This is a genomic window from Parasedimentitalea nitratireducens (genome assembly GCF_057444295.1).
This window is the reverse complement of record NZ_JBYAXC010000018.1, coordinates 1-17,417: the sequence shown is the minus strand read 5'-3', so window position 1 is coordinate 17,417 and position 17,417 is coordinate 1. Positions and strand designations below refer to the sequence as shown.

16 protein-coding genes and 1 tRNA gene are annotated in these 17,417 nt (G+C 54.5%); 11 read left to right on the top strand and 6 right to left on the bottom strand.

Going from position 1 to position 17,417, the window contains the following annotated elements:
• Positions 1-45 precede the first annotated feature (45 nt).
• Positions 46-570 (top strand): hypothetical protein, encoded by a 525-nt coding sequence (locus tag AC2T28_RS23410; protein ID WP_486751028.1) that lies wholly within the window; start codon positions 46-48, stop codon positions 568-570.
• A gap of 99 nt (positions 571-669) precedes the next feature.
• Here the strand turns inward: AC2T28_RS23410 and AC2T28_RS23405 are convergent.
• The 3 genes from AC2T28_RS23405 to ychF form a co-directional block, all read right to left on the bottom strand.
• Positions 670-759 (bottom strand) — tRNA-Ser (locus AC2T28_RS23405).
• Positions 760-918: 159 nt separating this feature from the next.
• Complete coding sequence (locus tag AC2T28_RS23400) at positions 919-1,839, bottom strand: nucleoside hydrolase (protein ID WP_486751027.1); 921 nt, start codon at positions 1,837-1,839, stop codon at positions 919-921.
• Between the two features lie 153 nt (positions 1,840-1,992).
• Positions 1,993-3,090 carry a redox-regulated ATPase YchF gene (ychF, locus tag AC2T28_RS23395; RefSeq protein WP_486751026.1) on the bottom strand — a complete coding sequence of 366 codons (1,098 nt, stop codon included), beginning with the start codon at positions 3,088-3,090 and terminating at the stop codon, positions 1,993-1,995.
• A 189-nt stretch (positions 3,091-3,279) separates the two neighbouring features.
• On the opposite strand from ychF, the gene AC2T28_RS23390 reads away from it, so the two are divergent.
• The 3 genes from AC2T28_RS23390 to AC2T28_RS23380 all read left to right on the top strand — a co-directional run bounded on the left by AC2T28_RS23390 (position 3,280) and on the right by AC2T28_RS23380 (position 5,501).
• On the top strand, positions 3,280-3,783 hold the full coding sequence (locus AC2T28_RS23390; RefSeq protein WP_486751025.1) for an acyloxyacyl hydrolase: 504 nt from the start codon (positions 3,280-3,282) through the stop codon (positions 3,781-3,783).
• Positions 3,784-3,890: 107 nt separating this feature from the next.
• Positions 3,891-4,682, top strand: a complete 792-nt coding sequence (gene trpA, locus AC2T28_RS23385; RefSeq protein ID WP_486751050.1) for a tryptophan synthase subunit alpha — start codon at positions 3,891-3,893, stop codon at positions 4,680-4,682.
• A 129-nt stretch (positions 4,683-4,811) separates the two neighbouring features.
• A complete protein-coding gene (locus AC2T28_RS23380; protein WP_486751024.1) occupies positions 4,812-5,501 on the top strand; it encodes a hypothetical protein in 690 nt (229 codons plus the stop codon).
• Here the strand turns inward: AC2T28_RS23380 and AC2T28_RS23375 are convergent.
• Together AC2T28_RS23375 and AC2T28_RS23370 are read right to left on the bottom strand one after the other, a co-directional pair.
• Positions 5,498-5,950 carry a MarR family winged helix-turn-helix transcriptional regulator gene (locus AC2T28_RS23375; protein ID WP_486751023.1) on the bottom strand — a complete coding sequence of 151 codons (453 nt, stop codon included), beginning with the start codon at positions 5,948-5,950 and terminating at the stop codon, positions 5,498-5,500. The genes AC2T28_RS23380 and AC2T28_RS23375 overlap by 4 nt on opposite strands.
• On the bottom strand, positions 5,943-7,088 hold the full coding sequence (locus AC2T28_RS23370) for an Acg family FMN-binding oxidoreductase (RefSeq protein ID WP_486751022.1): 1,146 nt from the start codon (positions 7,086-7,088) through the stop codon (positions 5,943-5,945). The genes AC2T28_RS23375 and AC2T28_RS23370 overlap by 8 nt, the downstream gene beginning before the upstream one ends.
• A gap of 137 nt (positions 7,089-7,225) precedes the next feature.
• Here AC2T28_RS23370 and AC2T28_RS23365 point away from each other — a divergent pair, with 137 nt between their 5' ends.
• The 4 genes from AC2T28_RS23365 (at position 7,226) to AC2T28_RS23350 (ending at position 11,940) form a co-directional block, all read left to right on the top strand.
• Complete coding sequence (locus AC2T28_RS23365) at positions 7,226-8,389, top strand: alpha-hydroxy acid oxidase (protein WP_486751021.1); 1,164 nt, start codon at positions 7,226-7,228, stop codon at positions 8,387-8,389.
• 74 nt (positions 8,390-8,463) lie between these two features.
• Positions 8,464-9,081 carry a hypothetical protein gene (locus AC2T28_RS23360; RefSeq protein WP_486751020.1) on the top strand — a complete coding sequence of 206 codons (618 nt, stop codon included), beginning with the start codon at positions 8,464-8,466 and terminating at the stop codon, positions 9,079-9,081.
• 110 nt (positions 9,082-9,191) lie between these two features.
• Positions 9,192-9,830, top strand: coding sequence for a 50S ribosomal protein L25/general stress protein Ctc (locus AC2T28_RS23355; RefSeq protein ID WP_486751019.1), 639 nt, complete (start codon positions 9,192-9,194; stop codon positions 9,828-9,830).
• A gap of 190 nt (positions 9,831-10,020) precedes the next feature.
• On the top strand, positions 10,021-11,940 hold the full coding sequence (locus tag AC2T28_RS23350; protein ID WP_486751018.1) for a DUF3604 domain-containing protein: 1,920 nt from the start codon (positions 10,021-10,023) through the stop codon (positions 11,938-11,940).
• 7 nt (positions 11,941-11,947) lie between these two features.
• Here the strand turns inward: AC2T28_RS23350 and AC2T28_RS23345 are convergent, their stop codons facing one another.
• Positions 11,948-13,591 (bottom strand): tetratricopeptide repeat protein, encoded by a 1,644-nt coding sequence (locus AC2T28_RS23345; RefSeq protein WP_486751017.1) that lies wholly within the window; start codon positions 13,589-13,591, stop codon positions 11,948-11,950.
• Between the two features lie 174 nt (positions 13,592-13,765).
• Here AC2T28_RS23345 and pth point away from each other — a divergent pair, with 174 nt between their 5' ends.
• The 3 genes from pth (at position 13,766) to AC2T28_RS23330 (ending at position 17,382) form a co-directional block, all read left to right on the top strand.
• On the top strand, positions 13,766-14,443 hold the full coding sequence (gene pth / locus AC2T28_RS23340; protein ID WP_486751016.1) for an aminoacyl-tRNA hydrolase: 678 nt from the start codon (positions 13,766-13,768) through the stop codon (positions 14,441-14,443).
• A gap of 74 nt (positions 14,444-14,517) precedes the next feature.
• A complete protein-coding gene (locus tag AC2T28_RS23335; RefSeq protein ID WP_486751015.1) occupies positions 14,518-15,681 on the top strand; it encodes a serine hydrolase domain-containing protein in 1,164 nt (387 codons plus the stop codon).
• Positions 15,682-15,756: 75 nt separating this feature from the next.
• Positions 15,757-17,382, top strand: coding sequence for an AMP-binding protein (locus AC2T28_RS23330; protein ID WP_486751014.1), 1,626 nt, complete (start codon positions 15,757-15,759; stop codon positions 17,380-17,382).
• The last annotated feature ends 35 nt before the right edge of the window (positions 17,383-17,417 follow it).

Sequence of the window (17,417 nt, the reverse complement as noted above, 5' to 3'; positions counted from 1 at the left end):
TGGTATCATAATACCTCCATTGATCAATCTTCGTGGAGACATTTGATGTGGACAAACAGCACATGGCGCAGGGAAGTAATGCGCGAAACGCGTCGTCACCTGGCGGGTTTCACACCCGTGTTTTTGGCAGATAGAGATACGCTCAAAGGCAACGGTGCGGCCTACTTGAAGGGGAAAATCTGGATCGCAAAAGAGCTTGAAGATCGTACCGATATTGAGGTCGAAGAGCTACTGCATCATGAAATTTTTCACGGCAAGATCGCGCGGGCAAAACGGCAAAGGGTGCGCCTTGGAGGTATGGATATCGATGAGGCGATACGACTCTCAGGTAGCGTTGCTGGTACTGTTTTAGCTCACAGCCCACGGGTGAAATTAATTGGGCACTATCGCAAGCACGCTGGTGAGGACTTTGCGGAAGAATGCCTAGTACAGCTCTGCTTGTCCGTGCGATTTGATGAGAATGTGGCACTGTGCGTCGGTGCAGCTAAGAGAATCGAACTTTGCCTAGCTCTACAATTTCAGGGTTGTGGACGGGTTCGGCAAGTCGTCAATATGTTAAGTGCACGCTGAATTATTGAGGCATCGCTTTTCAAATGTTGGTGCAAATGTTGGGTGAAGGTGCGTTGCGCCAAATTTTCCCACAATAAACAGCATGTTACTGAAGGTTGATGGCGGAGACGAAGGGATTCGAACCCTCGAGACCCTTCCGGGCCTACTCCCTTAGCAGGGGAGCGCCTTCGACCACTCGGCCACGTCTCCGTTGACCCGTCTAGCAGCGCAGTGGAGTTGAGAACAAGGGCAAAAAACCGGTTTTTGTGATTTTTCTTTGTCAGATGCGTCGGAGTGAAATCGGTTGGGCTGTAGCACAATCTGCATAGGGCCAGAGGGCGCTCTAAGACTGGGGCGCCCTCTGGATATTCAGGGCAGCAGGGCCAGGCGGCTGAGGAACAGGGATTTCACTTTCTCTGATTGGACGGCCAAGTAGACATCGACATCCGGGCGGCCGCTTTCAGGGGCGGCCAAGGTTGCGCCGGATGTTTCACCCTCACAAAAGACCCGTAGTGGAGTTGGCTGTGCTTCAAATAGTTCCGGGTGCGTGCAGGCAATGACTGCGGCCGGGTCGTGCAGGGAACAGCCGTCGAACTTCTCTACCGATTCGTAGAATTTCAAGTAGAATACCGACATTTCCTGCAGCATGCCGCCCAGTTCCGGGGCCTTGGCAGCGATGTCGGCAAAATCTGCTTTGGTGCACAGAATGCGATGGGTGACATCCAAGCCTACCATTTCAACCTTGGCGCCGGACGCAAACACAACATCTGCAGCGTGGGGATCATGGTAGATGTTAGCCTCGGCATGTGGGGTGATATTGCCACCTTCGTTCAGCGAGCCGCCCATGATGACAATGCGCCCGACGTTCTTTGCGAACTCAGGGTCGCGCTGAATGGCGTGGGCGACGTTAGTCAGCGGGCCAATGGGGCAGACGACCAGTTCGCCTTTGTGTTCTCGCGCCATACGGCACAGGAAGTCAGCGGCATCTTCGTCGATCTTTTGCCCTTTGGGCGTAGTGGCACGTATGTCGCCGAAACCTTCGTCACCGTGCACGTGAGCCGAAGGGGTAAAGGGCGGTAGGACCAGAGGAGCCTCTGCACCCTGGGCAACGGGGAGTTCCAAGCCAGCAGCTTCGAGCAGGCGCAGGGCGTTCCGTGTCGCGGTTTTAGTGGTCACATTGCCAAAAATTGTGGTCAGACCCAGCAGCTCGATATCCGGAGCTGCGGCGGCGTAGAAAATTGCCATGGCATCGTCGATGCCTGGATCTGTGTCGATGATGATTTTTTTCATTTTTGTTCGTCCGACTGATGAATTGATCGGGAATAGCACTTCCGTTAGCGCAATCGCAATCCCGGGTTTTCCAAGAAGCTGTCTTCGATAAAAATAGAAAAAGCCCGGCCAGATTGTGTCCTGACCGGGCTTTCTAACGCATTCTTATTGAAATCAGTTATTGAACAGGAAGTGCATGACATCGCCGTCTTTGACGATGTAACTTTTGCCCTCAGCCCGCATTTTGCCGGCTTCCTTGGCACCCTGTTCGCCGTTGCAGGCGATGAAGTCTTCATAGGCGATGGTTTCGGCCCGGATGAAGCCTTTTTCAAAGTCGCCGTGAATGACGCCGGCTGCCTGCGGGGCGCCAGTGCCACTGCGGATGGTCCAGGCGCGGGCTTCTTTGGGGCCAACCGTGAAATAGGTTTCCAAGTGGAGCAGTTCGTATCCGGCGCGGATCAGCCGGTCCAGACCTGCTTCGGCCAGGCCCATTTCGCTCAGGAACATTTCGGCTTCTTCCGCGTCCAGTTGTGATATCTCTTCTTCGATCTGGGCCGAGATGATCACGTGGCTGTTGCCCTGCGCGGCGGCCATTTCGGCAACTTTGGCAGAATGCTCGTTGCCATCAACGGATTCGTCTTCGCCAACGTTGCAGACGTACAGAACCGGCTTGCTGGTCAGCAGCTGCAGCAGCTTCCAGGCTTTGATGTCTTCTTCGTCAACTTCGACCAGACGGGCGGGTTTGCCATCTTCCAGCATCGCTTGGGCATCTGCTAGCAATCGGTCTTGTTGCTGGGCTTCTTTGTCGTTGCCCTTTAGCTTGCGCACCAAATTGGCGCGGCGTTTTTCGATGCTTTCCAAATCGGAGAGCATCAGCTCGGTCTCGATAGTTTCGGCATCGGCAACCGGATCAACACGGTCTTCGACATGGGTTACATCACCATCTTCGAAACAGCGCAGCACATGCGCAATCGAGTCGGTCTCGCGGATATTGGCCAGGAACTGGTTGCCCAGACCTTCGCCCTGCGATGCACCTTTGACCAGGCCGGCAATATCAACAAATGTCATCCGGGTCGGAATGATTTGTTTCGAGGTGGCAATGGCTGCCAGTTTGTCCAGACGTTCATCCGGAACACCAACCTCGCCCACGTTGGGCTCAATGGTGCAGAACGGAAAGTTGGCCGCCTGCGCCGAGGCGGTTTTGGTCAGTGCGTTGAACAATGTGGACTTGCCGACATTCGGTAGTCCCACGATCCCCATTTTAAAGCCCATAACGGCCTCCTGATGACATGTCAGCGGTGCTTCTAGGCAGCATTTGCGCATGACGCAAGCTCAGCCGCTGAAGGTTTGCCCTGTTTATTGCTGCGCTTTGTTGCGCGATCACGGCAATGCGAGCTATTCTAGTGTAATACTTTTGTCTCCCTAGATCGCTTCTAACGTAAACTTAGAGCCGGACTTCTCATGAGAAAGCTAAGTATCGTACTGGCAGGAAGTGCCCTTTTCACACTATTAAGCGCTCCTCTTGCGGCACAGGGGGTTACAATAGGAATTGGGTTCGCTGATTTTTCCAGCGGTCTGTCCGAAGATGGCGGGATGGTATCAGCCGAGTATCATCACTCACCTTTTTATAAAGATGATCGTGTTTCGCTTAAACTCGGGGCTGTGGCGTCGGTTCATTTTTCCGGCGACATTCATCTTGGCGCAGGTGTTGTCGGTAGCTACCAGTTCCAGAACCGGTGGTTCCTAGAGGGAAGTGTTATGCCGGGAGCCTATTTCGAAAATGAGGTTCAAAATGGTCTGGGTTCAACTTTCGAGATTCGCAGCCTGTTGGCACTGGGGCGCAGATTCGAGAATGGAAAAGCTGTTTCTGTAGCGATTACGCATAAATCTAACGCTTCAACAGCTTCCTATAATCCTGGGGTCAACTCACTGCTGCTGCGCTGGCATATTCCATTGAACAAGTAGGAAATAGCTGCCCAGTGCGATTGAATGCGCCATCAATCAAGCAGGCGGGATTGATTTCCCTGTCAGATTTGGGCACATCCGACAGGTACATTGAAAAAGGCCTGATCATGACCCGTATTGACGCCAAATTTGCCGAACTTTCGGCGGCAGGAAAAAAAGCATTTGTATCCTACGTGATGGCGGGTGATCCGGATTTTGAAACGTCGTTGGAGATCGTCAAAGGTCTGCCCGGCGCCGGTGTTGACATCATCGAGTTGGGATTGCCGTTTACCGATCCAATGGCAGATGGTCCGACAATTCAGTTGGCTGGCCAACGTGCCCTTGATGGCGGCATGACTCTACAGCGGACATTGGATCTGGCGACCGAGTTCCGCAAGACGGACGACACCACCCCGATTGTTCTGATGGGTTATTATAACCCGATCTATTCGCGCGGTGTCGACAAGTTCCTTGACGATGCCAAGTCTGCAGGAATCGATGGGTTGATCGTGGTGGACCTGCCTCCCGAAGAAGATGACGAGTTGTGCATCCCGGCACAAAAGGCGGGTTTGAACTTTATCCGCTTGGCAACCCCAACCACCGATGATGCGCGCCTGCCGCGGGTGCTGCAAAACACATCGGGCTTTGTTTATTATGTTTCGATCACGGGCATCACTGGCGCGGCCGAGGCTGAAGCCGGTGACGTTGGCCCTGAGGTCGCCCGCATCAAGGCCGCCACCGATCTGCCGATCATCGTGGGCTTTGGTATCAATACCCCCGAGCGAGCCGAGAAAATCGCGTCTATCTCGGACGGCGCCGTTGTTGGCAGTGCCATCGTCAGCCAGATCGGCGCTGGCAAACCGGTGGCCGAAGTGTTGGCATTTGTGAAGTCGCTGTCTGACGGCGCGCATCGCGCGTGATCAGACACTCCGTCAGGCAGTGAACCCTGCTGCCTGGCGTCCAAGACCCTTTATGAGCTGATTTTTTCAAGGAATTTTACTTTGCTCCAAATGTATCGCCGCGCTGCGAGTGTATTTTCCAAAAACTTCGTGCTCTTTGCGCTTCTTGCCGCTGTCCCTGTTGTTGTTGACGCTTTTATCACCGGCTCTGGCGGGATTGGGGGCAAGCTGGTTCTCTATGCAATAACAATACTCTTCTGTCATCGGTTGGTGCTGAGCGGTGCCTCGATGGGGCTCAAGGATTCACTGAAGGGCGGCCCACTAGACGGTCCGATGAAGCCGTTTATGCTTAGGTTAGTTGGTTTCTGGGCTTTTGCAGCTCTCGTCTGGGCTATCTGGACTTTTGCGATGTTTCAGATTGTCCCTGATACAGACGAATTTCTGGGCCTGATGATACTGGGGCTTATACCCACGGCACTGATTGTCCACATCGTATTGTCGCTTGTCGGGACGATGCTACCTGCAGCGGCTGCGTTGGAAGATGCCAGCTTTGCCCGTGCTTTTGCCGTCGGACGGAGTTCGTTCTGGCGCACCTTTGTGAATCTGCTGCTTGGGAACGGTTTGTTCATTGTTGTGTCCGTTTGTGCACTAGTCGCCATCGACGGTTTCTTTGCAGTGCCTGATACAGGACCGGCTTTTTTTGCCTTTGATTTCCTTGGGTCTTTGTCAGGCATGTTTGGCATGCTTCTGACTGCCACAGCTCTGTGTATCGCTTACGAGGATGGTCAGGCTAAAGAGGTTGATCACAAGCAGGCGTCCGAACCTGCCAGAGCCGACTAACTCTCGTCTCGCGCTTTATCCAGGAACTGGCGCATTGCCGTCAGTTCCGGCAGCAGGGCCGTAACCCGTTCGGCTGAAAACTCTTTGGCGAATCCCTCTAGTTCGGTCGCGGCGGCGGTGACCATCTCTTCCCTGACCGAACGCCCCTTGTCGGTCAGCCACACACATTTACTCCGTGCGTCCTCGGGATTGGGGCGCATTTCGATCAGCCCGTGTTTGACACATCCACCCAGGGTGTGGGTCATCGTGGTTTTGGGCACCTGAAACGCGCGGGCTAGGGCGAGGGGGGTGGTGCCCTCGCCAACGCGCACCAGATGGTTGAGCACGCCGAAATGCGAACTGAGCAGCCCGTCAGGTAACCGTGCCTCAAGCAGGGCGCGGCTCAGCTGATGCAGAATCCCTATTTCGTTGAACAACACAAAATAAGGAGAGGGCGGGCTGTCAGGCATTTATGATCTTCGCTTCCAAAGGCCAGCGCGGGCTTTCCGGGACTGGCGCACAATATCCAAGGCGACCAAACATTTGCACGGTTTCGCCGCCTTCGGCCAGTTCTTTGTGGATCTGATCATAGTGATCGGCCATTTCCGGATATTCCTGCAGTGCTTGGCTCAGTGGTTGCAGGCCCATTCCCAGAGCGGTTGTTTGTAGGTTCAGCCGCACCCAATCGCGACCCACAGCGATCTGATCTTCACGTGTGTTGCCCTTGGTGGTGATCCAAATATGCGCCATCGCGGTGCGGGTGTTTGATAGAACAGCGTCGATTCCGCCAGTGTAAGTGACGCTGTTCTTGTCCAACGCTGCCTTGCGGCTGAACAGGCCAAACATGTTCAGTGTTTCGAACAACGGGCCAGAGAAATCGATGCCATCCGGGTTCTGGTTGACCTCGACGCGGCCAATACGGAACAGGTCAACGCTCTCACGATAGGTGTGGGGCGTGTCGATTTCGACCATCATCGCCTCTTCGGACAGTTGGCGATAATGCTCAACTGATTGGTCCGAGTTGTCCGCCCACCGCCGTGTGCCAGATTGTGAAGCGCTGATCAGGCTGCGCAGATCGCTGTCAGTGACCGGTCGATCCATTTCAAAGGGTTCTTTTTGGGTGCGCCGCTGCATGATGTGCGCAAACAGAGGGTCGGGCTTAACGCTGACTGATTTCTTGAAGTGGGCGATAGCAATGGGGCGGCTGTCTAGCTTTTTGGTGTCGGCCCCTTCGGGGAACAGGTCGAACTGCACGTCATAGCCATCCTGCGCGGCGGCCATCCGCATGACTTCAAGAAAACAGCCCTGACCAATGGTGATCTGGCGGCTAAACGGGTCGGTGTGGGGGAGCAGCCGACTGGTGTCCACATAGAGCTTAACCTGATGCGGCGTGCCAAGATCAACCATCCAGGGCTGACGGTTGTGCGGATTTGGCGCAAGGATGGCGTAGGACAGCGCGCGCTTGCGGATCTCGTCATATTGCCCGGCAGCGGCCCAGGGGGCGAGCGCCTTGGTAGGCTTGCGGGTTACGTGAACTCCGGTTCCTGCTGCAGCCAAAATTACGCCGCCGCCGATAACCGAAAGAACTTTACGTCTGGAAACTGTCATGGATCACCTATTTTAATACGATATCGCACTAAATATAGTACGATATCGCACTTTCAAGAGGTGTGGCAAATTATCTATTGCAGTAACCCCGGTGGATTGGTAATTTTTCTTTACCAAAATTAGGGAAGCGACTGCAGATGCCGACCATCACCAACATCGACGACCTCAAGCGCATTTACCAGCGGCGCGTACCGCGGATGTTTTATGACTATGCCGAAAGCGGTAGCTGGACCGAGCAGACCTTTCGCGAGAATACCACTGATTTTGACCAGATTCGCCTGCGTCAGCGGGTGGCAATTGATATGACTGGTCGCAGCACCGCCAGCCAGATGATTGGGCAGGATGTATCGATGCCGGTTGCGCTCGCCCCGGTTGGCTTAACGGGCATGCAGCACGCGGATGGCGAAATCAAAGCCGCGCGCGCAGCGGAAAATTTTGGTGTGCCCTATACACTGTCCACCATGTCGATTTGCTCGATCGAGGATGTGGCAGAACATACAAATAAGCCATTCTGGTTGCAGGTTTATACACTGAAAGATGATGATTTCATGCAGCGCCTGTTTGACCGGGCCAAAGATGCCAAATGTTCGGCCGCAGTGATCACGGTTGATCTGCAGCTGCTGGGGCAGCGGCACAAGGATTTGAAGAATGGGCTGTCAGCCCCGCCAAAGCTGACCGTAAAATCGGTCAGCAACATGATGACCAAAGTCCAGTGGGGGCTGGGCATGCTTGGCACCAAGCGCCGGTTCTTTGGTAATATCGTTGGTCACGCCAAAGGGGTCAAAGATCCTTCGTCGCTCAGCACATGGACAGCTGAGGCCTTTGATCAGGCGCTAGATTGGGACCGCATTCGGGAATTTCGCAAGATGTGGGACGGCCCATTGATCATCAAGGGCATTCTGGATGCAGAGGATGCCATGCAGGCACTGAACGTTGGGGCGGATGCCATCATCGTATCGAATCACGGAGGTCGCCAGCTGGATGGAGCGATAAGCGCAATCAAATCCCTGCCTGCCATCATGGATGCGGTGGGCGACAAGATCGAAGTCCATCTCGATAGTGGTATCCGCTCGGGGCAAGACGTTCTCAAAGCGCTGTCGTTGGGGGCCAAGGGAACTTATATCGGGCGGGCCTATATCTATGGTCTGGGTGCTATGGGCGAAGCTGGGGTCACAAAATCACTGGAGGTCATTCACAAAGAATTGGATACCTCGATGGGGCTGTGTGGTGTGACCTCGGTTCAGAATCTGAGCCGTGACAATCTTCTGGTTCCAAAAGGGTTTGAAGGACAGTGGCAATAGGCAGAGTGTTGCCTTGCGTATAATAGAGAGATTGAGTTCACGAAATACCAACCAAACCCCCCTTAGAAGGGGGCATGCTTGTCTTCTTTGCTCAATCTCTTGCCTATCTGGCGGTCCCCAAGACGGGGACCACAGCCGTTGAAACCGCCCTAAAGGCCAAGGCCGACATGGTTTTTGGAAACAGGCGTAAGCACCTGACTGCTCAGCGGTTCCATAACCGTGTGGCGCCGTTCATACGTGATACATTTGGTCAGGAGCCAGACCGGGTGGCCGTTATTCGCGACCCGGAAGAGCAAATACGCAGTTGGTATAGGTATCGCACCCGCAAGGGGCGAGCCAATCCCGGCTGTGACACCAGCCAGATCAGCTTTGATCGCTTTGTTCTGGATGTGATTAGCGATAATCCGTCGCCCGCAGCGGGAATTGGGAGCCAGCATCGCATTCTGACTTCCGCGCGTGGTGAGCTGCTAGTCCATCATCTGTTTGCTTACGAAAACCAAAAGTCATTCCACGACTTTTTGTCTGACCGGTTTGAGCAGGAAATTGCGTTTAGAAAACGCAATGTTTCTCCGTCTCTTGACGCGCAATTGTCGGAACGGGTGCGCAGGCGTTTGCGGGCCGCACGTGCCAAAGAATTCGACTTGTACGAGCGGGTTCGAGATGCGGGTGGCCATTTGAAGACTGCGATTTAAGCCAGGCTGATATTCCCTCTTTCCAAGTGTCGGGAACTGTTCTATATGCGCGGCTTCACGCGGGGATACAGCCTTGGAGGATTCCCGCCCTTACAATTTGGAGAATTATCATGGCTGGAGAGATTCCTGATCTCGTAGCTCTGGAACGGACGGGGACAGGCAAGGGCGCCGCTCGTCAGGCACGCCGCGATGGCTTGGTCCCAGGTGTTGTTTATGGTGGCGACACTGACCCACTTGCGATCAACGTGCCTTTCAATAAGCTTTTCAAAAAGCTGAAGGCTGGCCGGTTCAAGTCGACACTGTTCAACCTGAAAGTTGAAGGCCACGACGACGTTCGCGTGATCTGCCGTGACGTTCAGCGTGATGTTGTCAAAGATCTGCCAATTCACCTTGACCTGATGCGCCTGCGTCGCACTTCGGAAATCGCCCTGTTTATTCCGGTCGAGTTCACCAACGAAGACGAAGCTCCAGGTCTTAAGCAAGGCGGCGTTCTGAACGCTGTGCGTCCTGAGGTCGAGCTGGTTGTGACTGCTGGTGATATCCCTGAGAAATTGGTTGTTGATCTGACTGGGCTGAATCTTGGCGACACCGTCACTATTTCGTCGATCAATCTTCCCGAGGGTGCTCGCCCAACTATCGACCGCGATTTTGTTATTGCCAACATTTCGGCACCATCCGGTCTGCGTTCTTCGGATAACGAAGACGACGGCGAAGCCGAAGGCGAAGAAGCCGCAGCTGCTGAAGAATAAGAACTGCGCCACATGGCTAAGTTCTGCAAAGGGATCCCTCAGGGGTCCCTTTTTTTTGAGGCCAGCGATTTCTGGCTAAGATTCTAGAGAAGTCTTCAAAACTCTTCTCAAATAGAAAACCGCTCATATAGTGAAGGCATTCCCTTTGACTGCACTTCACGACCGAATTTTCATGCCGGGAGAGCGCATTATGTTACCCAAGTTAAACGTCTACCGAGTATTTGCCGCTGCTGCGTTGTTGCAAACGACTGCCCTGCCAGCCTTAGCCCAGGTGCAGGATACACTCCCCAGCAAGGAAGATGTCGGTGCGCGCTTTGTGAGTGACCACTACTCCCCATACGCGGGGCGCAATTTCCCTACCCAGGTTCTGTGGGGCGATACCCATCTTCACACCGAAGTTTCCGTAGACGCGGGTACCATGACGCGGCTTAGCCAAGAGGATGCATTTCGGTTCGCGCGTGGTGAGGAAGTGACCACTACACATGGGTTACAGGCCAAGCTTGGCCGTCCACTGGATTGGCTGGTTATTTCGGACCACGCTGAAATGTATGGTTTGATGCCACAGTTGCTAGCTGGTGATCCGCAAGTCTTATCCACGCAGCAGGGCAAGGCCTGGTATGATGAGCTAAGCTCGAATGACCGGGACCGGATTTTCGATACGGCAATGGAAATTGTCGCCTCACTATCAACCGACACCCCACCAATAAACAACCCGGATGCGATCAAGTCTGCTTGGCAGAACTATACCGCACTTGCTGATCGCTACAATGATCCGGGCACCTTTACCGCAATGATTGGCTATGAGTGGACAGCAGAGGGCGGTGACAACATCCACCGCAATGTTCTGTTCCGCGACGATGCTGCAATGGCCAATACTGTGGTACCCTATTCGCAGTTTGACAGTAAAAACCCCGAAGATCTGTGGGCTCATCTTGCTGAATACGAAGATCGTACAGGTGGGGATGTCCTCTCCATTCCTCATAACGGAAACCTGAGTAACGGCCGTCTCTTCTCGGTCTCTAATTATGACGGTACACCGTTGACGACTGAACTTGCTGCTTTGCGTGCCAGATTTGAACCGGTCATCGAAACAACTCAGATCAAGGGCGACAGCGAAGCGCATCCCTTCTTGTCCCCGGATGACGAGTTTGCTGATTTCGATACTTGGGACGCGTCCAACCTGAACGGGACCGAAGCGAAAACGCCCGAGATGCTACAATACGAATACTCTCGCGAGGCTTATAAAACGGGCCTGCTGTTGGAAGAGCAACTGGGGGTGAACCCGTACAAGGCTGGTCAGATCGGATCCACAGATGCGCACACCGGTATGGCCGCGGTCGAAGAAGAGAACTTCTTTGGAAAGCACTCGGGCGTCGAGCCTGAGCCACATCGCTGGGAGCATGTTGTCATCGAAGCACCGGATCCTGAATTCACGATTTATGGCTGGCAGCAGGCTTCGGGCGGTTACGCAGCAGTTTGGGCCACCGAGAACACCCGCGCGGCCATTTTTGACGCGTTAGAGCGTCGCGAAGTCTATGGCACTACTGGGTCTCGTATTATGCTTCGGTTCTTTGGTGGCTGGGACTTTGCGCCTGAAGATGCAATGTCACGCCTGCCGGCTGATATCGGCTATGCCAAAGGCGTGCCGATGGGGGCGGACCTACCGACCCGTGCAGGGGATGAGGCCCCCAGTTTTCTGATCGCGGCGCTCAAGGATCCGTATAGTGGTAACTTGGATCGGATTCAGGTGGTCAAGGGCTGGCTGAATGCTGACGGCACCCGTGGAGAGAAGGTCTATGATGTGGCCTGGTCAGATGATCGTACAGTTGGCGCCGATGGTAAGCTTGCCTCGGTTGGAAATACTGTCGATGTCGCCACCGCCAGTTGGACCAATAGTATCGGTGCGCCAGAGTTGATCACTCAATGGCAAGACCCGGACTTTGATCCGTCAGTGCGGGCATTTTACTATGTGCGCGTAATCGAAATCCCAACACCGCGCTGGACTGCTTACGAAGCTGTGCGGTTCAATGTGCAAATGGATAGCGAGGTTCCGATGACAACAACGGAACGCGCCTATAGTTCGCCAATCTGGTACACGCCAAGTAACTGATGGCCTCTTACGTCCGGTTTACAGCGTTGCGACAATAACATGAGGCGCGGATTGGCACGCCAGCCCGCGCCACCGCTTTCTTCAGCTGTTGCTTGATTATGAGCGCTTCTGCTTCCTCACCACGTCGGGACAGGCATTCATGTAGCCCATGCAGACTCCAGACATTGGCAGGGTGCTGGCAGGCCCGGCTCAGTGTTTCGTCCAACCCAAGATCAGCACGATACACGGCTTCTGCTTCGTGATAGTGCCCGCCATCCAAAAGCAACGCCCCAGGGGCATGGCGTGTCGGCTGCATCCAGGCCCAGGGTTCATCAAACGGCATGGCGTCATCGATCTGAAAGGACCTGCGCAGATGGTCGTAAGCCGTTTCCGCGTTGCCTTTGTGGTATTCCAATTCTCCCAGCATCATCTGTTCGGCGACTTTCAGGATGTCCTGGCAAGTGTTGTTGAACAGCATTCGGGTTTCGGGCACGCGGGCCTTGGCCTCTTGGAACAATGCAGCTTCTGCTTCCGCGGCCGGGAGCTGCTTGGTATTTGCTAAGGCAACTGTGCGCGCATAACGCATCATGGCGGTTGTTACGCAATACAGCTCACTGTTTTGAGGGAGGTCTTGGGCGAGGATATCGTGCCAACGTCCGAACCGGATCAGCACGTGCTGTTTCATGGGCACAAAGGCTTCGAACCAGTCTGCCATCTGCTCCAGCAATGCGCTGGGCAAACCGTCAATTAGCGCATCAGCAGCTTCAAGCGCAGGTTCAGGCTGCCCCAAGAACATTGCGCCGTAGATTTTGAAATGCAGGTTATGGCAGCGGTAGACCGTATAGAAATTGTCGGCCCCGGCAAGGTCTAGGAATATCTGATCGGCCTCAATCGCGGTTTGGTTGCGGTCGACCACATTCTGGTAATCGCCACACAACACATCGATATGGGTGGGCATATGCACCAGATGCCCGGCATCGGGAACCAACCCATACAATCTGTCCCCATGACGAAGTGCACGTTCGGGGTGCGGCGACATTTCCATCAGGTGGATATACATATGTAGTAGGCCGGGGTGGTCCCAGGCCTCTTTTTGCTCGGCGAATGCTGTTTCCAGCACCTCCACTGCTTCCAATGTGTCGGCCCCATGCATCGGAGAGCCGCTGGGAAGATCCCATAGCTGCCAGGGGGTCCGGTTCATAAGGGCCTCGGCAAACAGGGTGCAGATATCCAGATCCTTAGGGTGGGCGCGATGAACCTGGCGCATGGCATTTGCATAGGCGTCATGCCACGGGGCAAAGCTTTCGGTGTCGGCCTGTTGCGGGTACCGGCTTTGGATCGCCTCGATCAGCGCTCGTTCCACATCACTGACCTGATCTATCAGAGCGGTGCAGCTGCGGATCGCAGATTGGGCAATGGACAGTGCGCTGGGCTTTTCGTCGTCCTCAAAGGCTTCCCAAGGCTTGTTGTAGTTTGGGCCAATTGCATTGGCGATGCCCCAATGGGCCATGGCGCAATTCTCATCCTTTTCGAGCGCCTGCTCAAAGCACTTGATGGCCTCTTCGTGATTATAGGCGTAGGTCCAGATCAGCCCGCGATCAAACCATGTTTGAGCTTGATCCGACGTGGTGGTGATTTTGCGCGAGTGAGTGCCCAAGTCATAATAATCCATTGGAAATCTCCGAAACGTGTCAACTCAGCTGGCGCGGCCTTTGGTATCCTTTGAGTGTGCATCTAGCTGTCAGGGAGCTGAAATCAATTTCACAGCGGTCTTACAGCCCCCGTTTCCATTCGCCGAAAGGCCATGTAGTCATGCAGCAAGCGCAATCGACACCTTAGGCGGCTCATGAAACTTTTTGTTGGTCTTGGAAATCCCGGCGGTAAATACGCCCGCAATCGTCATAACATCGGCTTTATGGCGCTGGATCAGATCGCCTCGGATCACGGGTTTTCGCCTTGGAAGTCCAAGTTTCAGGCCGAGATCAGCGAAGGCAAATTTGGCAGCACCAAGGTGCTGTTGCTAAAGCCGCAGACATTTATGAACCTATCCGGCCAATCGGTGGGCGAGGCAATGCGGTTTTACAAGCTGACGCCAGATGATGTGACCGTATTGCATGACGAGCTGGATCTGGTTCCGGGCAAATGTCGCGTCAAACAGGGTGGGGGTCATGCCGGTCACAACGGTTTGCGGTCCATCCATTCTCATATTGGCGCCGACTACGGCCGCGTGCGCTTGGGGATTGGTCATCCCGGCCACAAAGACGCGGTATCAGGTTATGTTCTGCGCGATTTTCCCAAGGCGGACGAGGGCTGGCTGGATGACCTGATGCGCGGCATTTCGGATGGGGCTGTCCATTTGGCTGCTGGCGATGGTGGCAAATTCATGAACGCTGTTGCCCTGCGTACCGCGCCACCGCGCAGTTCAAAAAGTAAACCCAAGGGCGAAGGCGCAAAACCCGAGGCTAAAGAAGAGCAGCCTGACACACGTTCGCCGCTCGAGAAGCTGCTGGGAAAGTTCAAATAACGCATATTCCGTAGCGTTTCAGTTGCCACAAAGCCCAGTCTTGAGCTTGGGTGTTGCAACTGAAAGGAATATTTATGCGCAAGGCTTTTAAGGTCACATTTCGAGTATTGTTGGTTTTGGCTGTCGTCGGTGCAGCCCTAGGTGTCTGGAAACGTGAGGAACTATTCCGCCTGATGGCGGTGAACTCGCTGTTCTCCGAAGAGAAGATTGTTGCCAACTTCTCCAACATGGAGGGTGCGTTTCTGACGACGCCTTTGTCGCGAGGCGAAGGGGAGATCAGTCCGCTTCCGCGTGGTGAGGAAATGACCATGCCCGCAGATATGGACCAGTGGCTCCAAGAGCGTGCGGTTACTTCATTGTTGGTCCTGAAAGATGGCGAGATCCGCCATGAAAGCTACCACTTGGGCACAACACCCAATGACCGACGCATTTCATGGTCAGTCGCCAAAAGCTACCTGTCCGCCCTATTTGGGGTACTGATGGATGAGGGTAAGATTGCATCTTTGGATGATCCAGTCACCAAATACGCCCCGTTGTTAAAGGGCAGCGCCTATGATGGCGCCAGCATTCGCAATGTGCTGAACATGGCCAGTGGTGTCACCTTTGACGAAGACTACTTGGACTTTGACTCTGACATTAATCGGATGGGGCGGGTCATTGCGCTGGGCGGCACGTTGGATCAGTTCTCGGCTGATATAAAGGACAGCTTCGCCACGCCCGGCGACACCTGGCAATATGTCTCAATTGATACCCATGTGATTGGCATGGTGATCCGGGGCGCAACCGGGCGCGATGTGCCTTCGCTGCTGGTTGAAAAAATCCTGACACCGCTGGGGCTGGAACGGGACGGCTACTATATCACCGATGGCACAGATGTTGCCTTTGTCTTGGGTGGGCTGAACTTTACCACCCGTGACTTTGCGCGCTTTGGGCAGATGATCATGCAGGGCGGAAATTATGGCGGCCAGCAGATTGTTCCTGCTGCTTGGATCGCTGAATCCACTCAGGCCTCGGCTCCAACTGAAACTGGCAAGAAAGGCTACGGATACCAGTGGTGGATCCCAAAGGACGCGCAGGAAGGGGAATTTTTTGCCCACGGCGTGTATGGGCAATACATCTATTTCGATCAGTCCCGAGGTGTTGTGATCATGAGCACAGGCGCGGATCGCAAATTCCGTGAACCGGGAGTTGGCAGCAGCAATATCGAGATGTTCCGCAAGTTGGCATCCATTCTGTAGCCTACATGAAACGGGGCAGGGCGGTGGCTGTGCTCTTGGAATGCGCGAAACGAATTAGACTTAGGGGTTCTTGATATGAAAAGCTGGTTGAAGACATACGGTGCAGCGGTTCCGGCAGAGGTAGACGCAGACAGATATCCCTCCATTGTGGCGCTGTTTGAGGAAGCCGCAGAAACCTATGCCGGCAATGTGGCCTATGAGTGCTTAGGTGTAGAAATGACCTATGCCGAGGTTGAAGCGAAATCGCGCGCGGTAGCCGCCTATTTGCAAAACAAGATGGGTGTCAAACGCGGTGATCGCATCGCCTTGATGATGCCGAATACCTTTGCCTTTCCCATCGCCATGCTGGGTATTCTTCGGGCCGGGGCGGTGCAGGTTAACGTCAACCCGCTTTATACCGCGCGCGAGCTTGAGCATCAGCTGAACGATGCCGGGGTTGAAACGATCCTGATCTTCACAGGGGCCACTCCGGTTTTGGCCGACATCATCGACAATACAGTGATCGACACCGTTGTGACCCTTGATCTGGGGGATGGCAGCGATCTGTCTGTTCCCTCTCCAGCGGTGGATGGTCGGCTGGCGAATGTCACAGCCTTTGCTGATGTGCTCGTACAGGGGGCCGATCTGGACTATCACACCGTCGGGCTAACGGGAGATGACAACATCTTTTTCCAATATACAGGCGGTACAACCGGTCCTTCCAAGGGGGCAGTGTTGAGCCATCGTAATGTGGTGGCCAATATCGAGCAGTTCAAAGCCCATTGGCATGAAGCCTTTCGGCCCAATGTTGAAGTTATGGTCTGCGCGCTGCCACTCTATCATATCTTTGGTTTGTCGGTGTCCATGTCTTATGTATCGCTAGGGGGGCGGATCCTGCTGATCCCAAACCCACGTGACATGGATGCCGTCATTGACACCATCAAAGACGCGGGCATCACCATGTTCCCAGCGGTCAATACTCTGTTTGCTGGATTGGCGATGCACCCGCGGGCCAAGGAAATCGACTTCTCTAAACTTGTGTTCTCGTTAGGCGGAGGCTCTGCCGTTCTTGAAACAACGTCGAACAGTTGGAAGGAGCTGACAGGCAGGCACATCACCGAAGGTTACGGTATGTCAGAGGCCTCGCCGTTGTTGACCGGTGTGCCAATTGGCGGCGCGGAGTTCAGCGGTTCCTGCGGGCTACCTGTGCCCTCGACCGATATTATCCTGTTGGCGGACGATGACACTGTCGCCCCGGTCGGAGAACGTGGCGAGATCTGTGCCAAGGGTCCCCAGGTGATGGCGGGGTATTGGAACAGGCCCGACGCGAACGCTGAAACCTTTATCAAAGATGGCTACTTTCGGACCGGTGATATCGGTGTGTTCGACGAGGCTGGTTTCCTGCGCATCGTGGATCGCAAAAAGGACATGATCATCGTATCCGGCTTCAACGTCTTTCCCAACGAAATCGAGGCCATTGTCGCCGCCTGTGATGGAGTGGCCGAATGCGCCTGCATCGGCATTGCGGATGACAAGACGGGTGAGGCTGTCAGCCTGTTTGTGGTCAAAGCGCCTAGAGCTGAGTTGGGCGATGAGATGATCATCGAGCACTGTCGTCAAAACCTGGCAGCCTACAAGGTGCCACGCAAAATCACCTATCTCGATGAACTGCCGAAATCCAATGTCGGCAAGATTCTCCGTCGTGAGCTTCGGGGGGTGTGATTGGGCGGCTCGGTTTTGGAGTTTCCGACTCGGTT

Bases quoted from the DNA above. Each gene is read 5' to 3' on its own strand.
- AC2T28_RS23350 (WP_486751018.1), top strand. From the start codon at position 10,021: ATGTTACCCAAGTTAAACGTCTACCGAGTATTTGCCGCTGCTGCGTTG.
- AC2T28_RS23355 (WP_486751019.1), top strand. From the start codon at position 9,192: ATGGCTGGAGAGATTCCTGATCTCGTAGCTCTGGAACGGACGGGGACA.
- AC2T28_RS23400 (WP_486751027.1), bottom strand. From the start codon at position 1,839: ATGAAAAAAATCATCATCGACACAGATCCAGGCATCGACGATGCCATG.
- trpA (WP_486751050.1), top strand. From the start codon at position 3,891: ATGACCCGTATTGACGCCAAATTTGCCGAACTTTCGGCGGCAGGAAAA.
- ychF (WP_486751026.1), bottom strand. From the start codon at position 3,090: ATGGGCTTTAAAATGGGGATCGTGGGACTACCGAATGTCGGCAAGTCC.
- AC2T28_RS23370 (WP_486751022.1), bottom strand. From the start codon at position 7,088: ATGACAGTTTCCAGACGTAAAGTTCTTTCGGTTATCGGCGGCGGCGTA.
- AC2T28_RS23330 (WP_486751014.1), top strand. From the start codon at position 15,757: ATGAAAAGCTGGTTGAAGACATACGGTGCAGCGGTTCCGGCAGAGGTA.
- AC2T28_RS23360 (WP_486751020.1), top strand. From the start codon at position 8,464: ATGCTTGTCTTCTTTGCTCAATCTCTTGCCTATCTGGCGGTCCCCAAG.
- AC2T28_RS23410 (WP_486751028.1), top strand. From the start codon at position 46: ATGTGGACAAACAGCACATGGCGCAGGGAAGTAATGCGCGAAACGCGT.
- AC2T28_RS23390 (WP_486751025.1), top strand. From the start codon at position 3,280: ATGAGAAAGCTAAGTATCGTACTGGCAGGAAGTGCCCTTTTCACACTA.
- AC2T28_RS23345 (WP_486751017.1), bottom strand. From the start codon at position 13,591: ATGGATTATTATGACTTGGGCACTCACTCGCGCAAAATCACCACCACG.
- AC2T28_RS23365 (WP_486751021.1), top strand. From the start codon at position 7,226: ATGCCGACCATCACCAACATCGACGACCTCAAGCGCATTTACCAGCGG.
- AC2T28_RS23335 (WP_486751015.1), top strand. From the start codon at position 14,518: ATGCGCAAGGCTTTTAAGGTCACATTTCGAGTATTGTTGGTTTTGGCT.
- AC2T28_RS23375 (WP_486751023.1), bottom strand. From the start codon at position 5,950: ATGCCTGACAGCCCGCCCTCTCCTTATTTTGTGTTGTTCAACGAAATA.
- pth (WP_486751016.1), top strand. From the start codon at position 13,766: ATGAAACTTTTTGTTGGTCTTGGAAATCCCGGCGGTAAATACGCCCGC.